At 69.0% G+C, this 16,654-nt stretch carries 20 protein-coding genes; 12 read left to right on the plus strand and 8 right to left on the minus strand.

Annotation, left to right across the window (positions count from 1 at the left end; genetic code table 11):
• Positions 1–42 precede the first annotated feature (42 nt).
• From AB0G14_RS03090 to AB0G14_RS03105, 4 genes are all read right to left on the minus strand, one after another.
• Positions 43–1,290, minus strand: coding sequence for a site-specific integrase (locus AB0G14_RS03090; protein ID WP_357693165.1), 1,248 nt, complete (start codon positions 1,288–1,290; stop codon positions 43–45).
• Positions 1,287–1,583, minus strand: a complete 297-nt coding sequence (locus AB0G14_RS03095) for a hypothetical protein (protein WP_357693167.1) — start codon at positions 1,581–1,583, stop codon at positions 1,287–1,289. Before AB0G14_RS03095 ends, AB0G14_RS03090 begins: the two co-directional genes overlap by 4 nt.
• Positions 1,584–1,650: 67 nt before the next feature.
• Positions 1,651–2,067 (minus strand): sigma factor-like helix-turn-helix DNA-binding protein, encoded by a 417-nt coding sequence (locus AB0G14_RS03100; RefSeq protein ID WP_357693169.1) that lies wholly within the window; start codon positions 2,065–2,067, stop codon positions 1,651–1,653.
• Positions 2,064–2,237 carry a hypothetical protein gene (locus AB0G14_RS03105; RefSeq protein WP_357693171.1) on the minus strand — a complete coding sequence of 58 codons (174 nt, stop codon included), beginning with the start codon at positions 2,235–2,237 and terminating at the stop codon, positions 2,064–2,066. Before AB0G14_RS03105 ends, AB0G14_RS03100 begins: the two co-directional genes overlap by 4 nt.
• Positions 2,238–2,708: 471 nt before the next feature.
• On the opposite strand from AB0G14_RS03105, the gene AB0G14_RS03110 reads away from it, so the two are divergent.
• The 6 genes from AB0G14_RS03110 to AB0G14_RS03135 all read left to right on the plus strand — a co-directional run bounded on the left by AB0G14_RS03110 (position 2,709) and on the right by AB0G14_RS03135 (position 6,730).
• Positions 2,709–2,927 carry a helix-turn-helix transcriptional regulator gene (locus AB0G14_RS03110; protein WP_357693173.1) on the plus strand — a complete coding sequence of 73 codons (219 nt, stop codon included), beginning with the start codon at positions 2,709–2,711 and terminating at the stop codon, positions 2,925–2,927.
• Complete coding sequence (locus tag AB0G14_RS03115; protein WP_357693175.1) at positions 2,924–3,157, plus strand: DNA-binding protein; 234 nt, start codon at positions 2,924–2,926, stop codon at positions 3,155–3,157. The genes AB0G14_RS03110 and AB0G14_RS03115 overlap by 4 nt, the downstream gene beginning before the upstream one ends.
• Positions 3,154–4,650 carry an AAA family ATPase gene (locus AB0G14_RS03120; RefSeq protein ID WP_357693177.1) on the plus strand — a complete coding sequence of 499 codons (1,497 nt, stop codon included), beginning with the start codon at positions 3,154–3,156 and terminating at the stop codon, positions 4,648–4,650. The genes AB0G14_RS03115 and AB0G14_RS03120 overlap by 4 nt, the downstream gene beginning before the upstream one ends.
• 536 nt (positions 4,651–5,186) lie before the next feature.
• A complete protein-coding gene (locus AB0G14_RS03125; RefSeq protein ID WP_357693179.1) occupies positions 5,187–5,720 on the plus strand; it encodes a hypothetical protein in 534 nt (177 codons plus the stop codon).
• Positions 5,721–5,741: 21 nt separating this feature from the next.
• Positions 5,742–6,083: a hypothetical protein gene (locus tag AB0G14_RS03130; protein WP_357693181.1), complete on the plus strand. Its 342-nt coding sequence runs from the start codon at positions 5,742–5,744 to the stop codon at positions 6,081–6,083.
• Between the two features lie 233 nt (positions 6,084–6,316).
• Positions 6,317–6,730, plus strand: a complete 414-nt coding sequence (locus AB0G14_RS03135) for a helix-turn-helix domain-containing protein (RefSeq protein ID WP_357693183.1) — start codon at positions 6,317–6,319, stop codon at positions 6,728–6,730.
• 569 nt (positions 6,731–7,299) lie between these two features.
• Here AB0G14_RS03135 and AB0G14_RS03140 read toward each other — a convergent pair.
• Entirely contained in the window at positions 7,300–8,172 is an 873-nt protein-coding gene (locus AB0G14_RS03140) for a hypothetical protein (protein ID WP_357693185.1), read from the minus strand.
• A 350-nt stretch (positions 8,173–8,522) separates the two neighbouring features.
• On the opposite strand from AB0G14_RS03140, the gene AB0G14_RS03145 reads away from it, so the two are divergent.
• The 3 genes from AB0G14_RS03145 to AB0G14_RS03155 are packed head-to-tail and all read left to right on the plus strand — an operon-like array spanning position 8,523 to position 9,318.
• Positions 8,523–8,801, plus strand: coding sequence for a hypothetical protein (locus AB0G14_RS03145; RefSeq protein WP_357693187.1), 279 nt, complete (start codon positions 8,523–8,525; stop codon positions 8,799–8,801).
• Between the two features lie 2 nt (positions 8,802–8,803).
• Positions 8,804–9,124 carry a hypothetical protein gene (locus AB0G14_RS03150; RefSeq protein ID WP_357693189.1) on the plus strand — a complete coding sequence of 107 codons (321 nt, stop codon included), beginning with the start codon at positions 8,804–8,806 and terminating at the stop codon, positions 9,122–9,124.
• Between the two features lie 5 nt (positions 9,125–9,129).
• Positions 9,130–9,318, plus strand: a complete 189-nt coding sequence (locus tag AB0G14_RS03155) for a hypothetical protein (RefSeq protein ID WP_357693191.1) — start codon at positions 9,130–9,132, stop codon at positions 9,316–9,318.
• Between the two features lie 137 nt (positions 9,319–9,455).
• On the opposite strand, the gene AB0G14_RS03160 is transcribed toward AB0G14_RS03155, so the two are convergent.
• Positions 9,456–9,980 carry a hypothetical protein gene (locus tag AB0G14_RS03160; RefSeq protein WP_357693193.1) on the minus strand — a complete coding sequence of 175 codons (525 nt, stop codon included), beginning with the start codon at positions 9,978–9,980 and terminating at the stop codon, positions 9,456–9,458.
• Between the two features lie 178 nt (positions 9,981–10,158).
• Positions 10,159–10,374 (minus strand): hypothetical protein, encoded by a 216-nt coding sequence (locus tag AB0G14_RS03165; protein WP_357693195.1) that lies wholly within the window; start codon positions 10,372–10,374, stop codon positions 10,159–10,161.
• Between the two features lie 148 nt (positions 10,375–10,522).
• On the opposite strand from AB0G14_RS03165, the gene AB0G14_RS03170 reads away from it, so the two are divergent.
• The 3 genes from AB0G14_RS03170 to AB0G14_RS03180 all read left to right on the plus strand — a co-directional run bounded on the left by AB0G14_RS03170 (position 10,523) and on the right by AB0G14_RS03180 (position 13,015).
• The gene (locus AB0G14_RS03170; RefSeq protein WP_357693197.1) at positions 10,523–10,783 is read left to right on the plus strand and encodes a hypothetical protein; all 261 of its coding nucleotides are present in this window, start codon (positions 10,523–10,525) and stop codon (positions 10,781–10,783) included.
• A gap of 93 nt (positions 10,784–10,876) precedes the next feature.
• Positions 10,877–11,965, plus strand: a complete 1,089-nt coding sequence (locus tag AB0G14_RS03175; protein ID WP_357693199.1) for a hypothetical protein — start codon at positions 10,877–10,879, stop codon at positions 11,963–11,965.
• Between the two features lie 342 nt (positions 11,966–12,307).
• Complete coding sequence (locus tag AB0G14_RS03180) at positions 12,308–13,015, plus strand: lysophospholipid acyltransferase family protein (RefSeq protein ID WP_357693201.1); 708 nt, start codon at positions 12,308–12,310, stop codon at positions 13,013–13,015.
• 23 nt (positions 13,016–13,038) lie between these two features.
• On the opposite strand, the gene AB0G14_RS03185 is transcribed toward AB0G14_RS03180, so the two are convergent.
• Entirely contained in the window at positions 13,039–16,590 is a 3,552-nt protein-coding gene (locus AB0G14_RS03185) for an adenylate/guanylate cyclase domain-containing protein (protein WP_357693203.1), read from the minus strand.
• Between the last annotated feature and the right edge of the window lie 64 nt (positions 16,591–16,654).

The raw sequence follows: 16,654 nt of genomic DNA on the forward strand, positions 1-16,654 counted from the left end.
GGCTCTTTGTCCGTTCTTGCTAATCGCTTGCTAACAGAAGGCTCAGCCGGTGGCGCTGCCCAGCTCCTCGCCGACCGCCCGCATGACCTCGCTGTGCTTCTCCGGCGACAGGTGGGCGTATCTCTTGCTGGTGAAAGCCGGGTTCGTGTGACCCATCACCTTCGACAAGATCGGCATCGACACGTCGGCGTTCAAAGCGATCGACGCGAACGTGTGCCGCAGATCGTGGAACCGCAGCCTGGGCAACTTAGCCTGCTCCGTGCGCTTCCGGAACGCCCGGCCGACGGTGTCCGGATAGAGCGGCTGCCCGTCTTCCCGGGTGAACACCCAACCTCCGTCGTTCCAAGCCGGCCCCCAGGCGAGCCGCTCCCGGTTCTGCTGCGCCCGCCACTGCCGCAGGACGGCGACGGTGCCAGGGAACAGCGGCACCAGCCGGTCACCCGCCTCGGTCTTCGTCTGGTCGACTACCGAGACCACCCCGGCGACGGTCACCCGCTGTCGCCACACTCGGGCGGTCCCGGCGTCCAGGTCGACGTCCGCCCAGCCGAGCCCGAGCAGCTCGCCGCGCCGTAACCCGGTGTGGATCGCGAGGTGGATCAACGGCACCAGCCGGTCGCCCGTGCTGGTCAGGAATTCCAGGAACTGCCGCGCCTGGGCGGGCGTCCACGGCTTGACCTTCGACCCCTGGTACTTCGGCTTCTTCGCGGTCGCAGCGGGATTGTGGTCGATGAACTTCGCGTCGGCGGCATCGCGGAGGCAGCCGTTGGCCACGGTGTGGATCCGGGTGATGCTGGCGGCGGAGATCGGCCGGGATGCCTTCCCGCCGGTAGCTCGGGCAGCTTCGATCTCGGCCCGCCGGTCTCGGATGATCGCGGCGTAAGTCTCGGTCAGCTCGTGGCTGGTGAGGCTCTTGAGCTTCTTGGTGCCCAGGTACCGCTTGAGGTGGGCCAGGGCATTCCGGTGGGCGGTGTGACTGGAGGGACGCAGCTCCCCGCGCTCGACTTTGCCGGCGAGCCACCGGTCTGCCCAGTCGGCGAAGGTCAGCTTGGGTTTGCTGCTGGTCTTGCCGTTCCGGCCGGCGGTTGCAGCCTCCTCGCGGGCCTTCATCGCTTCCCGGCCGGTACCGAACCCGGCCTTGGTGAGCTGCGGCCGGCGGCCGTCCGGCCCGGCGGGCAGCACCACGTGGTACGACCAGGTGTGGACGTCGCAGCGGAGGGCCGGGCAGGTTTTCTTGCACCGCTGGAACACCCCGGGGACCTTCTGGCCTCGGTAGATGTGGGGCCGGTTCACCGCTGGTTCCTCCTCTTGGCACGGGTACCAGTCGGGATGCCTTGGATGCCGGCCGGCAGCGGCTGACCGGTGGGGTTGTCCCGGTCGCGCTCGTACTCGGCGGAGGTCGGGCGGGGGCCGTAGAGGAAGCTGTTGGCGGCGGCCAGGAGGTCGGCGAGGTCATCGCTGGTCAGCTCCGGGTAGCCGTGCCGCAGAAGGACGACCCGCAGGTCGAGCAGCAGGCCGTACGACAGTCGGTGGTCGGGCTCGTGGCGAGGGACGGGGTAGTTCGTGCTGGTGGGTACGTTGTCCACGGGTCGCCTCCTACGTAGGCGGTCAAGGCCCCGGGCTGGTGGTGGTGCACCGGCTTGGGGCCGTCTTCTATCGGGGCTGCTGCGCGGTTTGCGATCCCTGCTCTCGCCGTCTGGACAAAGCGAGCCGGGCGTAGACGGTGTTGACTCCGACCCCGAATTCGCGGGCGATTGTTTCGGCTTTCGCTCCGGCCAGGTGCCGTTTCAACATCTGCTCGGCTTGTGCGGCGGTTTGCTCTGGGCTGGGCGTCGCGAGCAGGGGCTTTCCGAGACCCAAAGCGCGCTCGATGCGCTTCCTGACGGTCCTGCTACTGATTGCCAGCTTCGCCGCGATCTCGTCTATGGTCGCGCCTTCCTGCCGCCTCGTGAGGCAAGCTGCAGCTTGCGCGTCCTGTTCGTCGCGGCTGTATGGCTGCCATCGTGGTTGGGCTGGCGTGAGCGCTTGGGCGACCCGTTCGGCCAGGTCGTCGCATGGCTCCGGGTTCATCGGCTGGTCTCGTGTTCGCGCCGGTTGAGGTATTCGGTGATGGCCTCGCGGATTAGGAAGTTGACCGGCCGGCGGTCCTGGCGGGCGCGCTGTTCGAGGTCGGTCTTCATCGGGGTGGGCATCAGCAGCCAAACTTTGGCGTCGTTCTTCGGCGGGGTGGTCGGATCCACTGCGGGTGCTCCTCGAAATTGGGTTCTATTTGCGAGAGCCCCTGCCCCTCAGGGTGGGTAAGGGCAGGAGCCCTGCAGAAAAAACCCCACCACGGGATCACATCCGGACGCAATCCGGTGCTGATCCGGATGGGCCGCAAGCGGAGGAAGTTTGCCTTTACAAGTGGAAATGAACACGTGGCGTGGCACATCTTGTGCGAGGCGCAGCTCACATAGCAAAGAACGGGCACAGGCTGCTCTACTGGTTGTCAGAACGACAACTGAGCGTCAGCGGCCCAAAGAGTGGAGAGCCCCAACGAACGGGCTCCCGCCAGCGTCGGGCCAGTGAGAGCGTCCTGCGGAACAACGGACGCCGCTGCCGAGCGCAACACCCCACGTCGAGCTGCCCGTCGAGACACAAGGACGGTCACCTAAGGGCAACGGCGGGGTCTCGGTCAGCGCTCTTCCGAACCAACCTTCGGGAGACCCTCCATGGCAAGACGACGCACATTCAGCGGTAGTAAACTCCGCGCCAGGCGGAGAGCTGCCGGCCTCTCACTTAGGACTCTCGGACGGAAGCTCGACACCGAGTACACCAGCATTAGCAAGTGGGAGAACGGTCATCGGTCGCCCAAGCCGCCAACGCTCCTTTTGTTGGTTGACATGCTCGGCTGCGAGGTTAGCGACCTGTTCGAGGCGGTGAACGAGTGAACGTCACCGTCCCCACCATCAACCAGGTCCGGGAGTTCCCCGTGACCGTCGACCTGCCTGCCGCCGGCAGGTGCTTCGGCATCGGCCGAGACCTGTCCTATCAGCTCGCACGGCAAGGTGCGTTCCCGTGTCCCGTCCTGCGGCTCGGACGCCGCCTGGCCGTCACCCGGGCCGCGCTGCTCCAAGCCCTCGGAGACACCACCGAAGGCACGGACGGGGGTGCCCGATGAGCCGGGACCGACCCCAGGTAGCAGAAAGCCCTCAGGAAGCCGCCACGGGAAACGACAACCTGAGGGCTGACCGCGCCACCACCAACTCGCACAACCAGAACGAGGCAAGATCAATTCTACCAGCGCAGGCGCCCACTGAGGGCTCTCTCTTTGGGCCGTGCCCCGGGTGCGGTAAGGCGGGCTGCTTCACCGGCTGTGTCGCCCTGCACAAGCAGGTTGCCAGAAAGTGGGACTTTCCGTTCAGCCCCGGCAGCGTCGAAGGTTCTCGGCAGTGGCTCAGATGGGGTCCCGAGATCGGCGCTGACTACGAGGTCAGGGAAGCCGCTCATCGGTCCTGGGAGGAAGCGAACCAAATCCGGCAGCAGCAGCGCATTAACGACATCGCGGCCGACGAGTATCTCAAGCTCCGTGGACGGGACGTCGCCCGAAGAAAGTTCAACGCCGAGCAGATGCACGCAGCCGCCTCTGAACGAAAGCTCCGGCTACTCGACGGCTGGGAGTTCATGGACGAAGACGAAGGCGACGACATCCCGGTCTGGGGCACCCAAGAAACCCCGGTCTGGGCGGTCGGCGAACCGCTGATGATCTTCGGCCCCAACGGCGTCGGCAAGTCCACCCTTTCGCACCAACTTGTGTTCGCCCGGATCGGGCTGATCAAGCAGGTGCTCGGGATGCCCGTCCTGGCCAGCCCCGGAAAGGTGTTCTACGTCGCCGCCGACCGGCCGAAGCAGATCAAGCGGGCGATGCGTCGACTGCGGAAGCCGGAGCACCGGGAGATCATCAAGGAGCGGCTGGTCATCCACAAGGGGCCGCTGCCGTTCGACGTGACGATCGACAAGGATGCCCTCGCGGATCTCGCCCAGTCCCACGGCGCGACCACGATCTTCATCGACTCGCTCAAGGACGTCTGCTCGAAGCCGAGCAACGAGGAGTCGGCCAACGGGTACAACACCGCCCGACAGGAAGCGATCGCCCGGGGGATCGAGTGGGTGGAGGACCACCACAACCGCAAGGCCAGCGACGACAACAAGACCCCCAACACGATCGAGGACGTTTACGGCAGCCGTTGGTTGACCGCAGGTGCCGGTTCGGTCATCTGTCTGTGGGGCGAGGCTGGCAGCACCTCGGTGAAGCTCACCCAGTTGAAGTCGCCCGGCGGGTTCCTCCAGCCACAGGATCTGACCATCAACCACGCGACCGGCGAGATGGGCGCACACGTCGCTCTCGGGATCATGGACGTGATCAGGAACGGCGGCAAGGAAGGGATCACGGTCGCCGACGCCGCTAGGTTCTGGACCGGCAAGGACAAGCCGACCAAGACCGAGATGGAAGGTGCCCGGGGCAAGCTGAACCGGCTGGTGAAGCAGGGAACGGCCATGACCTACGAGCACAAGGCGGACAAGCTGACCCGCTACTTTCTAAGCCCGGTCGCCGCCCCGCAGTTGAAGGTGTCCACCGGCTACCAGCAGGACGGCCTCGGCCCTGGTTGGTGATAGACCAACGTCCATAGTGACACGTTGGTCACTGCCAACGTTGACACCAATCCATGAACCAACGCCTCCAACGCAGACCAAAAGACGCCGGTCAGAGGCACCAACGCACCCACCAACGCACTCCAACGTCATGCCAACGTCCGGGGGGGTTCTTTATAACCCCCGGCGTTGGCGGCAGAAACCAAAACTCACGGGAGACCACGTCATGGCCAAGACTCGGACCCAACCTCAACCCCAACTCCGACTCACCCTCCACTACCGACCCAGACGCGACATCCACCGCGCCACCGAGTGGTACACCTGCACCAGCTACGAACTCACCCCCGGCTGGGTCATCCTCCACAACGCCCAACCCATCAACTGGGAAGGCCGCCCGACCACCCGCCAGACTCCGACCCGCCTAGCGATTCCGGCCCACCGAATCGCTCAACTCACGCAACACTGAGCCCCGTAGCCCCGTAGCCCCGTAGCCCCGTAGCCCCGTAGCCCCGCACGACCCCGGCGCCAACCCGACCCACATGAGGAAGCGAGACCCAATGACTACCACCTACAGCCCCGGCCAGCAGTGGCAGTTCAGCTACCACCCCAACGGGCACACCCGCACCGTCCCCCTGGAGCTGTACTGGGAACTCGAAGCCGACCCCATCACCGACGACTACATGCTCAACGAAATCACCGCCGCCGAACTGTGGGACCAGTGGATCAAGCACTACATCAACCAACGCGACGACGCCCGCCAACACCCCCACACCGTCCGCATCCTCTGGTCAGTCCACGGCCCCGGAACCGCCGAAGCCGCCCCCTTCCAGACCTGGGACAGCCGGTTGTACCCCGGCGGCAACGACGACTTCCTGACCTACTACACCTGGCCAGCCGACCCTGACACCGGCGAACGCCTCCAGTGGACCCGCCTCCCAGTGGTCGACAAGCTCTGGCGACCTGGCCAGGTCGACAAGGGCGGCTTCATCCAAGAGCACACCGGCTGGAAACCCTCGCCCCTCCAGCCGACGGTCAACATCGACCACATCGCCCAAGCCGCCGACACCACCCGACCCGACCCCGTCGAATAGGCCAGCCGGAGGACCTAACCCATGCAGATCGAACCGCCCCACCCCCGTTGGCACGGAGAGATCGGCAACGCCCGAGGCGTCGACTTCACCAACTGGGCCGACTGGGCAACAGACGCCGGCCACGAACCGAGCCAACTCATCTGCATCAACATCCGACCCGGAGCCCACCGACTCAAGATCCGCCACCAACTCATCCGCTGGTGCCTCGACAACGGCATCTACGTCAACGACGGCCCAATCGACCACCACGGCCACGCCTGGACCATCATCCGCCGCGAACACCTCGACCAAGTCGCCTCCTGGACAGCACAGCAAGGCTGGGAACGAAGCCTCGAAGCCCGAGAACTGCACCTCCCGGATTAAGGCACCACCTGTTGCCGGCGTTCCGCACTTCGCCCGCCGGGTCTGGTCGGTGCCCTTTTCTGGCCGGTCCGAGCACCTGTTCTGTTAGCACCGGCGCGTAGCAACGGTGCGTCGCCGCAGGCCATGGCCGGTTTGACGTGCCACGAGCCCCCGCACGGCGGGTTTCTGGGTGCCCGTCGGTGGCGGGTGGGTGTGTTTTCCTGGATGCGGAAGTTGATCTTGGGAGGGGCGAGATGGCGGGGACGACGCGTTTGCAGCGTGCCGCTGAGGACCTTCGGGCGTTGGAGTTGCGCCGTAGGGGCCTCACCTTGGAGGCGATCGCGGAGGAGATGGGGCTCAGCCGGCGGACGGTCGAGCGTCGGCTTCGCAGCGCGCTGGAGCGGATGGGGTCGGAGACGGCTGACCAGATCCGGCGGCGGTCGGAGGACCAGATCGATGCGGTCTTGCGGGCCGCGCATGAGCTGCTGGAGTTGCCGAACTTGTCGGTTCCGGAGCGTGTCCGGGTGCTCGGGTTGGTGCTGCAGTGCGACCGGCAGCGGACCGAGCTGCTGGGGGCGAAGATGCCGTCTTATCTGGTCGCGACGTTGGAGCTGGAAGGGAGCGGGCTGGAGGTGGGTTCAGGTGCCGCTCGCGCTGCCAAGAGGTAACCGGAAGGCGCATGCCGCCTGCGGGTCGACCTGCCCGGATTGGTGGGCGACCCGTCGGGTGGACGAGCGGGAGCTGGTGGCGATGCTGCATGAGGCGCAGCGTGCGGTTGCGGTACGGGAGGGCCGCCCGGACCCGGGGCCGTTTGTGGAGCCGAGGAAGTCGTGCACGGAGGCGTCTCGGAAGCGGGCGTCTCGGGAGCTGGCGGGGTTGTTGGCCGAGTCGGCTCGGGAGGTCGACCAGCGGCAGGCGGAGCTTCGGGCGGCTTACCGGCCGGTGGTGTTGGCGGAGGCTGCGGCGGCGGAGGCTGCTGCGGCGGAACGCCGACGCCGTGAGGTGACGCGTGAAGACAACCCCTCGGAGCTTTTCGGTGCCGAAACCCGGCCCGAACCCCGGGGGTCGGCTCCCGTGGCTCCGGAGACCAGCGGAGAGGCCACGACGACCCCACGGAATCGGCAGCCCTCTCGCCCCGCCGGTTTCTTCGACATGATCGGCACCGTGCCGAGCAGCGGGAGGCGGTGACGGGCGGAGGACGGCTGTGCCGCCCGTTCCTGAACTCGAACAAGCAGGTTCAGGGGGTAGGTGACTTGCCCCGCCGCTTGCGCCAGAAGCGATGCCAACGAGCACGCAGCGGCACCTCGGGCTCGGGCGACGGATCTAGACCCATGGCGCGGGCATTGGCCGCCCATCGAGCGCGCTGTGCCGGGGTGTCTTTGCCGTTCTCGGGGTCATCGTGGACGGCCTCGATGGGTTCGGCGAGATGCCGTCGCCACCACCTGCCGGCGGCGTCACGGAAGATCACCGTGGTGCCGAGGCCGGGCTGCCCCGGGTGGTCGACGTTCGGCCAGATGAAGTCCACCTTCTCCTCGCTCTCGGGGTCGACTGAGTTGACCGTCACGGCGAACGCGTCGTAGGTGGTCTTCCGGCCGGTGTTCACGACTTGCACCTTGGCCGGGGCGATCAGTTCCTTGCTGCCGTTGTGGACAGCAGCGGTCAGCTGAATCACTGGCACGAGCGCGATGTAGCGAGCTTTCTCGTCCGGGGAAGAGGGCGGCAGGGTGCCTACACCCGTCTCGGTCCAGCCGTACCGCGCGTCATGCGGCATCATCTCGAACTCGGTCCCGGGCTCGTGGAACTTGAGGCTGACCAGCTTTGAGTACACGAGCCGTGCTTGCGACTCGCGGCGTTCCCTGATGCTCCGTGCATAGGTGAAGGCAGCCACCAAGAACGCGGCGGACGTTCCGATGGCCGCCAGCCAGTCGGGCCACGAGCCGGGCGTGATCTTGTCGAAGAAGCCTGTCGAATGCTCGACGACCTCGACGAGCCGGGTGGCCGACGGCGTGGGTACCAGGCTGGCGGGTTGTGAGGGGACTGCGTCGGTCAACGCGGGTGAGGGCGACACCACCGCAGTGGGCGATGGGGTCGGCACCGGGGCGATGAGCACGCCGGACAGTATGCCCGTCCCGGTCAAGGGCACGCAGAGCGTCGTTCGGTGTCGCCGGCCGGGCGGTTCGGCGGTTCTAGCAGCAGTTCCGGATCTGCTGGCTAACCGCCCCAGTTGGTAGAATTTGATCAAGGCCGCTCGACCGGTACGGCTGCCGCACCCCCGCCCTGGCCAGCGGGAAGGTCCCGCAGCGACGGCGAGACGACCACCGCCCACAAGACCGTGCCCAGACCGCCGGTCGGCCCGGCCACCAGGCCCGCCCGACACGCACCCTTGCCACGGACCCGCTGAGGGCAACCACCCGCGATGGACACCAGAACCACATTCGATCTCACGGGACGAGGCGACAGATGAGTTTGCAGGACGAGGCGACGGCCGTCCTCGCTTGGGCGACCGCCGAGCAGCAGCGGCTGGAGGCGGAGCTGACCACCGTGCACCAGACGCGCCGGCTGGTCGAGGCGAAGATGGCCGAGCTGCAGCACCCGAAGTGCGAGAACCGCCGCGCCCAGGAGCGCGAGGTTCCCGACCGGTTCGTCTCGCTGCGGATCTCCGCGCTGGACAAGGAACTGACCGAGGTGCGTCGGGTCAAGTGCCTGGCCGAGCAGACGCTGGCCGGGGCGGGGGCCTGACGATGCGGACCAGGAGCAGGTACAGCGCGCCGCCGCTGTCGCAGCGGCAGCAGGAGGAGCTGACGGCTCGACGGGCAGCCGAGCGGCAGCAGGAGCTGGAGCGGCTGTACCCGTCGCCGGCTGACTTGGTGCGGCGACACCAGGCGGAGCAGGAAGACGGGATGCGTCGGATGCTCGGCAGCAGCGACGACGGCCTGCAGTGGGCGCGGGAGGCCACCCAGAAGGTCCCCGCAGCCAGCTACGGACCGGACTTCCCACGCTCGGCGTGGGCAACCAAGGCAGCCGACCGGGTGGGTCGGAAGCCCGACCAGGAACAGGGGTGATGGCGGTGGGCAAGGTGGTTCGGGGCGGCCGGGGGGCGCGGGCGGTGCCGATGGGCAAGCCGCAGCCGGCGGAGGATCCGGCGCGGTCGAATCGGACGCTGGATCGGGAGCGGGTCCGCCAGGAGCGGTCGGACGAGGCGGCCCGGGAAGCGCACACGAAGACGGTCGAGGGTACGCAGCACCGGACTTCCTGACCGGCACAGACTCCGGCCCTCAACCTGGCTACTTAGGGGCTGTCAGGTTGGGGGCCGGTCTGCGTCTCGGCGGCGTTCTACCCGTTCCCGTTTCGGAGGCTGGGCGCTCTACGGCTACCCAAGGAGATTTCCTGAAATCAGTCAGACAGATCCGGGTCAGCCATGGCGGCACGGAGGTTGAACTGCAACTCAGCCAGGTCTCGATGTATGCCGATGATGAATTGGCTGTCAGCATCCAAGTAGGGCTGGCCCTGGGGGGTATGGTTCGGGCTACCTTCGTGTAGCTCCCAATACAGGTCTTCCTCCGACCGGCGCAGTTGGTACCACGCGTCCCGCACGGGTTTCGGCGCTAAGAGCTTGACTTGAGCAGTGAGCTTCTCGTGATGGATCAGATCGTCGGGCCCTCTGGATTTGTTGATTCCAAGCTCGTCAGTTACCGCGCCTAAAGTCGCCTCGAAGTTCTGCGAGTACTCGGCCAGGTCAACGTAGAGTTTTATCCGCAGTTCGCGAAGCCGATCAGCCCTCTCGCGCTGCCAGCGGATCTCGTCGACCTCCCTTTCCCTCCGCCACCTCTCGTCCTCCCTCTTCTTGCTTGCGCGCTGAGTTAGCCAAGCTGCGGTCACGGTGCCACCAACGCCGACCGCAGCCACGACGATCGGCACCCACAAGGGAGTGCTAGCTTCCATCCCCTCAGTCTGGCGTCCGCCGCCGACGCCCCACTCTCCGGTGGGGTCGTTCGTGGATCTCCGGTGGCTCCCGGCGGCCTCGGGTGGCTCCAGCGGATCTCAGGGGGGCCAGGGCGTCCCGAGCCGTCGGAGGGCTTCCGGATCGGGTTGGCTGCTACTCGGCTTCGTCGCCGTCGGTGACCCGAGGTGGCCGGTGCTCGGCGATCCACGCCTCAACGTCGGCACGCAACCAGACGGTCATCCCATGCAGGCGCTGGAACGGTTCGGGGAAGGTCGGGTAGCGCACGAGCTGGCGCATCCGGGTCCGGCTCACGCCGAGCAGATCCTGCAGCTCGTGCGGGCCAACCAACGGACCCGGGACCTCACCCACGCAGCGACCGTAGGCTGATTAGGCAGTGCCGGATTGGGTCTACCTACTTGCGCAGCCCTTTCGGGTGGCTCAGAGTGGATCCGTGGTGGTCGGCCCGTGCAGACCCGGCGGGTGGTCGCCATCTCGGCCCGATCGGAGGGAGCGGCAGGTGGAGCAGGTGACCGAGTTGGAGTGGCTACGTGAGCGGGTGAAGGGGCTGGAGACTGCGTTGCAGTGCTCGCGGCGGGAGATGTTCGACCTGCGGTGTCGGTTGGCGCTGATCGCTCGGGTGGCGAGAGATTCGGATCGGGTGCAGCGCGCCCCGGGGGTGGCGTTGGGTGCGATCAACGCCGCGCTGTACTCCGAGACCCAGAACCTGCCGCAGGTGGGTCGGCACGTGTCGGGTCACCGGCCGAGGAGGGTGCTGTAGGCCCAACATGGAGTGCTGCTCGTGTTGGCGGCCCTTCTGTCGCATCTCGGGGTTACCGTGTCTGGTCGATGTGACTAGTGCCGAGGGGGCCACGTGGGCAGTAGCTTCAAGCCCGACCCGAGAGGGATGCGGAAACTGCAGCGCGATCTGCAAAAGCAATTCGACAAGTACCCGGTCCGAGTGCCGATCCAGGGGGAGATGGTGGGGAGCGGGGGTGTTGCGAACGGTGGCGGCGGCAACGGTGCGGGCGGGGGGCCGGTCACCGGGTCGGAGTTGGAGCTGGTCGCCGGCTGGATCATTGACTGGGTTTACGAGTTCTCGAAGAGCCGGCCAGGCTCGTCGCGGGCCATCGTCCAACTCATCAGCGAGCTGGGACTGGAGGATGTCCTTCCTCGGGCCGAGCCGCACATTGACGTGGCAATCGACTTGCTCAAGAGCCGTGGGTACGTCGATGAGCTGAGGCTGATGGGGAGCAGTGGCCTCAACCGGATGATCAATCTGACCGAGAGTGGCCGTGCTGAAGCGGTGAACCGGCTGGAGCGCCGCAAGGACAGCCGGGCTCGTCGCATGGCCTGCCGGGACGCGGTCCTGCGGTGGGTCTACGAGCGAGACGCCAACAGCGAGTCGACCGAGATCGCCGAGATCGTCAACAGCCCCTACGGCTCGTTCGTCGGGGAGCTATACACCGCAGCCGACCTGGCGGGCGCGGTCCAGTTCCTGCGGGAACGGCGGCTGCTGGGCGGGACCGACGAGGCCCCGACTATCGAGCCGGCAGGCACCGAGTGCATCGAACAGTATGGGGGAGTAGTGGACTACCTGAACCGGGGCGACGGCGCAGGCGTCAGCGTCACGATCATGGGTAACAACAGTGGCCAGCTCGCCGTAGCGAACCGGGACGTCGCCCAGAACCAGACCAACACGAACGACGGGCAGGTACTGGCCGTCTTCGCGGAGGCGTTGCGGGAGTTTGGTCGGTTGCTTCCGGAGGACCAGCAGCCGCCGTACGAGATGGTCGCCTCCGAGTTGGAGCGGGAGGCTGCGAAGGATGAGCCCGACAAGGGCTGGGTCCGGTCGTTGCTGAGTCGAGGCACGGGCCTGTTGGAGAGCGCTCCGGCGAACCTGCAGCACCTGGCTCAGGTGGCGAAGATCGGGTTCGACCTCTATGGGCAGGGCCTGGGCTGAGGCCGGGGCGCACCCGACTGCTGCTAATCCGGCTGCTAACCGACGGCTCCGGACGGGTGACGACGGACCCGGACGGAGCCGGGCGGGCGAGCGACGGAGCCGAGGTCAGACGGGGTGGGCCGTATGGAGCCGGATGGATCCGTACGGCCGACGCCCCGTGAATCGTGACACGTCGGGACCCGGTTCCGGGAGTGCGTTGTGGCGCGCCGCTCCCGTTCGTAGGCTCATCCCTGACGTCGCCTGCCCGCCGGGAGCGCCCGCGCGGGTCGCCGGGCCCCGCCCGGCGACCCGGTCCGCCCCGGCGGCGCGGGTGTCGCGACCCCCTCCAGAAGAAGGACACCGGTGCTGTACTGGCTGATGAAGTACGTCATCCTCGGCCCGTGGCTGAGGCTGATCTTCCGCCCACAGGTCGAGGGGCTGCACCACGTGCCCGACACGGGTCCGGTGATCCTCGCCAGCAACCACCTGTCGTTCTCCGACTCGATCTTCACGCCGTTGATCGTCAAGCGAAAAGTGACATTCATCGCCAAAGCCGAATACTTCACCGGCAAGGGCATCAAGGGCTGGCTGACGAAGATGTTCTTCGTCGGCTCCGGCACCATCCCCGTCGACCGTTCCGGCGGCCGGGCGGCCAGGGCGGCGCTGGACACCCAGTTGCAGGTGCTGCGCGCCGGCGGCATCGCCGGCATCTACCCGGAGGGCACCCGCTCGCCGGACGGGCGGCTCTACCGCGGCAAGACCGGGGTGGCCCGGTTGGCCCTGGAGAGCGGCGCCCCGGTGATCCCGATGGCGATGCTCAACGCCGACGAGATCCAGCCGCCCGGCAAGCTGATCCCCAAGATCGCCCGGGTGCGGATCCGGTTCGGCGCGCCGCTGGACTTCTCGCGTTACGCCGGCATGACCGGTGACCGGTTCGTCGAGCGCGCGGTCACCGACGAGATCATGTACGAGCTGATGGAGCTCTCCGGCCGCGAGTACGTCGACACGTACGCCCAGAAGCTGAAGACCCAGCCGGCCGACCCCACCTCCCGGGAACCGGTCGCCGCCTGACGCGCACGCCCGGGCGGCGGCGGTCAGCAGGCCAGGGCGGGATCGGCGGGAGCCGCCGGTGGGCGGGTCAGGTCCAACAGGCCCGGCGCGTCGTTGCGCAGCGCGAAGGTGCGCAGCTCGGCCAGCTCCGGGCGGCCCGCCGTCGGCTCGCCGGCCCGCTCCAGCTCCACGGCCGCGAAGGTGAGGGCCAGCATCCGGTCGGTCACGTCCGGGATGCCGGCGTAGATCTCGGCGCCCGCCAGGTGCAGCTCGGCGGCTCGCCGGTGGTCTCCGTCCGCGGCGGCCAGCGCCCCGGTCACCGTCCGCAGCGCCGCCTCCGACCAGGGCGTACGGTGGCCCACCCGGTCCAGCATCGCGCGCACCCGGGCGGCCGTGTCCCGCCCGGCGAGGCTGGCCGCGTAGGCGGCCGCCGCGATCCACTCGCCGCTGGCCAGGGCGGGCACCGCCGACCAGGAGGTGGCCAGCTCGTCGATCAGCGCCGCCGCCTCGTCCCGGCGCCCCTGCAACGCCCGGCAGAGCGCGCCCATCGCCAGCATGGTCCAGTGCAGCCGGTGGAAGCCGCTGCGCCGGGCGGCGTCGAGCGCGTCAGCGACGTCGTCGGCGGCGGGGTCGGCCGGGGACCGGGCCGGCGGCACCGGCTCGCCCCGCAGGACCAGCAGGCAGGAGCGCAGGCCCCGGACCTGCATGTCCCAGCTTCCCGTGGGGGTGTCCACGAACGCCTCGGCCGCGGTGAGCAGCCGGCCGAAGTCGCCGTCGAACCAGGCCCGCATCGCCTCCGCCGAGTAGCTGGTGGTCAGCGTCTGCCCGCTGGCCGTACGCGCCGGCGACGACGAGAGCAGCGCGTCCGAGCGGAGCCAGTCGCCCTCCTCCCGGACTGCGTACGCCAGGTTCTGGATGGCGCGGGGCAGGGCGATCAGCTGACCGGCGCGGCTGACCTCGACGATGGAGTGCAGCTCATCCAGGCCGGACCGGTCGCCCGCCTGGTAGCGGGCGGTGGCGGAGGTGATCCGGGCGTTGGTGCGGGTCTCGGTCAGCCCCAGCCGCTCGCCGATCTCCGCCGCCCGGTCGGCCGCGGCCACCGCCGGGTCCCGCTCGTAGTTGAGCATGTGCAGCCGGCCCAGCTCGGCGTAGGCGTCCGCCTTCTGCGGGCTGTCGGGCAGCGGGGCGAAGAGCTGGACGGCCCGGTCCAGGCAGGCCAGCGCGGCGGCCCGGTCGGCGCGCAGCCACGCGGCCTGGCCGAGCAGCGTCCAGGCGCGCGCCGCGCAGGCGTCGTCGCCGTGCGACAGCAGCCGGTCGGCGAGCGCCTGCACCTGCTCGGAGCCGCCGCCGGAGAGGAAGGCGTTGCCGTCCCGGTAGAAGGAGATCTCCGTGCTGAGCAGCTCCAGCTGGAGGCGGCCGACCGGATCGGACTCGTCGGCCAGCCCGAGCGCCCGGCCCGCGTGGCTCGCCGCCACGTCGAGGCTGTGCAGCGCGTACGCCCGCCGGGCCGCCCGGTGCAGCGCCGCGCGGGCGGGGCCGGCGTAGCGGGTGGTGTCCATGCCCAGGGTCCGGGCGATCTCGTGTGCCGCCCAGCGGTGGTGGGCGAGCACCTCCGCCAGGTCGGTGTCCCGGCTCTGCGACAGCGTGTCCAGCCACTCCGCCGTGCGCTCGTGCCGCGCCACCCGCTCGGTGCGGGGCAGCCGCTGATAGCACACGTCGCGCACCAGCACGTGCCGGAACCGGTACTCCGGCTGCCCCGCCATGGTCGAGGCGGCCTGCTCGTGCACGAAGTCGCGCTGCTCCAGCCGGCGCAGCGCGCGTTCCACCGACTCGACGGGCTGCCCGAGGGCGGCGGCCACCGCGCCCGGCCAGAACTGCACGCCCACCACGGCGGCGGCCAGCAGCACCGTGCGCTCCTTGGTGTCGAGCAGGTCGATCCGGTTGGCGATGACGGCGTGCACGCTCTCCGGCATGGGCAGGTCGAGGTGCTTCTCCAGCGACCAGCCCCGCCCGGACTGGCGCAGCGCGCCCTGCTCGATGAGCATCCGCACGTACTCGTGGGCGTAGAGCGGGTTGCCGCCGGCCACCTCCACCAGCGGCGTCAGCATGTCGGCGGAGAACGCCGCCTGGCCGAACATGTGGGCGTACAGCGAGGCGATGCCGGTGTCCCGCAGCGGCGGCAGGGTGATGGTCACCGAGCCGGTGATCGTCCCCGCCCAGCTCGGGTCCCGGTCGACCAGCTCCGGCCGGGCGGTGCAGAGCAGCAGCAGCGGCACGTCCCGGGCGGCGGCGCCGAGCAGCTCGACGAAGCGCAGCATCGCGTCGTCGGCCCAGTGCAGGTCCTCGAAGACCAGCACGGTCGGCCGGCGCGCGGCCAGCGCCAGCAGGAAGCGCCGCCACGCCGACTCGGTCTCCTCGGCCGGCAGCGGGGTCCCCGGCAGGCCGACCAGCGGCCGCAGCGCGTCCACGAGGCGTTCCCGCTCACCCGGGCCGACCAGCTCGCCGACGGCCGAGGCGAGCCGCTGGGCGGCGGTCGACGCGGGGTCGGTGTCCAGGATGCCGGCCTCGGCCTTGACGATGTCGGCCAGCGCCGCGAACGTCACGTTCTCGCCGAACGGCGGGCACCGCCCGGTACGCCAGGTCAGCGGCTCGTCGACCAGCCGGTCCACGTGCCGGTACAGCTCGCGCACCAGCCGGCTCTTGCCGAGCCCGGCCCGGCCGAAGACGGTCACCACCTGGGGGCGCCGGTCGCGCAGCGACCGGTGCAGGGCGTTGACCAGCATCCCCAGCTCGTGTTCCCGGTCGATGAGCGGCGTCGTGTCCGGCTGCCGGTCGGTCGGCTGCCGGCGCACGGGGGAGAGGGCCAGCCACACCTCGGTCGTCGTGGACCGGCCGCGCAGCATGACCGGCGGCTGCTCCGAGTAGCGGATGGTGTCCCGGGTGAGCGCGTAGGTGGTGCCGCAGACCAGCACCCCGCCCGGCGGCGCGACGGACTGCATCCGGGAGGCCGTGTTGACCACGTCGCCGGCGACGATCGCCTGACCGCCGTCGCGGGCGGCGGCCACGTCCACCAGCGCCTCGCCGGTGGCCACGCCGACCCGGAAGCGCAGCGCGTCCGTGCCGGTGGGGGTGAACCGGGTCAGCACCCGTTGCAGCTCCAGGCCGGCCCGGACACAGCGCAGCGCGTCGGTCTCGGTCGCCACCGGCGCACCGAACAGGGCCATCACCGCGTCGCCGATGTACTTCTCCACCACGCCGCCGTACTGCCCGACGACCCGGCGGGCGGCCGAGAAGAAGCCCGTCTGCATGCCGCGGACCAGCTCCGGGTCGGCCCGTTCGACGTACGGGGTGAAGTCGATCAGGTCGACGAAGAGCACGCTGACCCGGCGGCGGTCCTCCTGCGGTGGCGCCGCCCGCCGGTCGGTGCCGGGCCGGGGCGCGCCGCAGGAGGTGCAGAACGCCACGTCCCGGGCGAGCGGGCGCAGGCAGTGCGGACACACCGCGCCGAGCTCGTTGCCGCAGCCGCCGCAGAAGCGGTCGCCGGCGGCGGCCGTGCGTCCACAGCGGTCACACTGCGTGGCGATGACACCCTCCACTGGCGGTCCCGCCGGCACCGGGTTCGGCGCCGTCCCGGTGCCAGTATCGCCGCCGCCCCAGCTG

It is taken from the genome of Micromonospora sp. NPDC023814, from assembly GCF_040639595.1.
Classification (GTDB): Bacteria; Actinomycetota; Actinomycetes; order Mycobacteriales; family Micromonosporaceae; genus Micromonospora.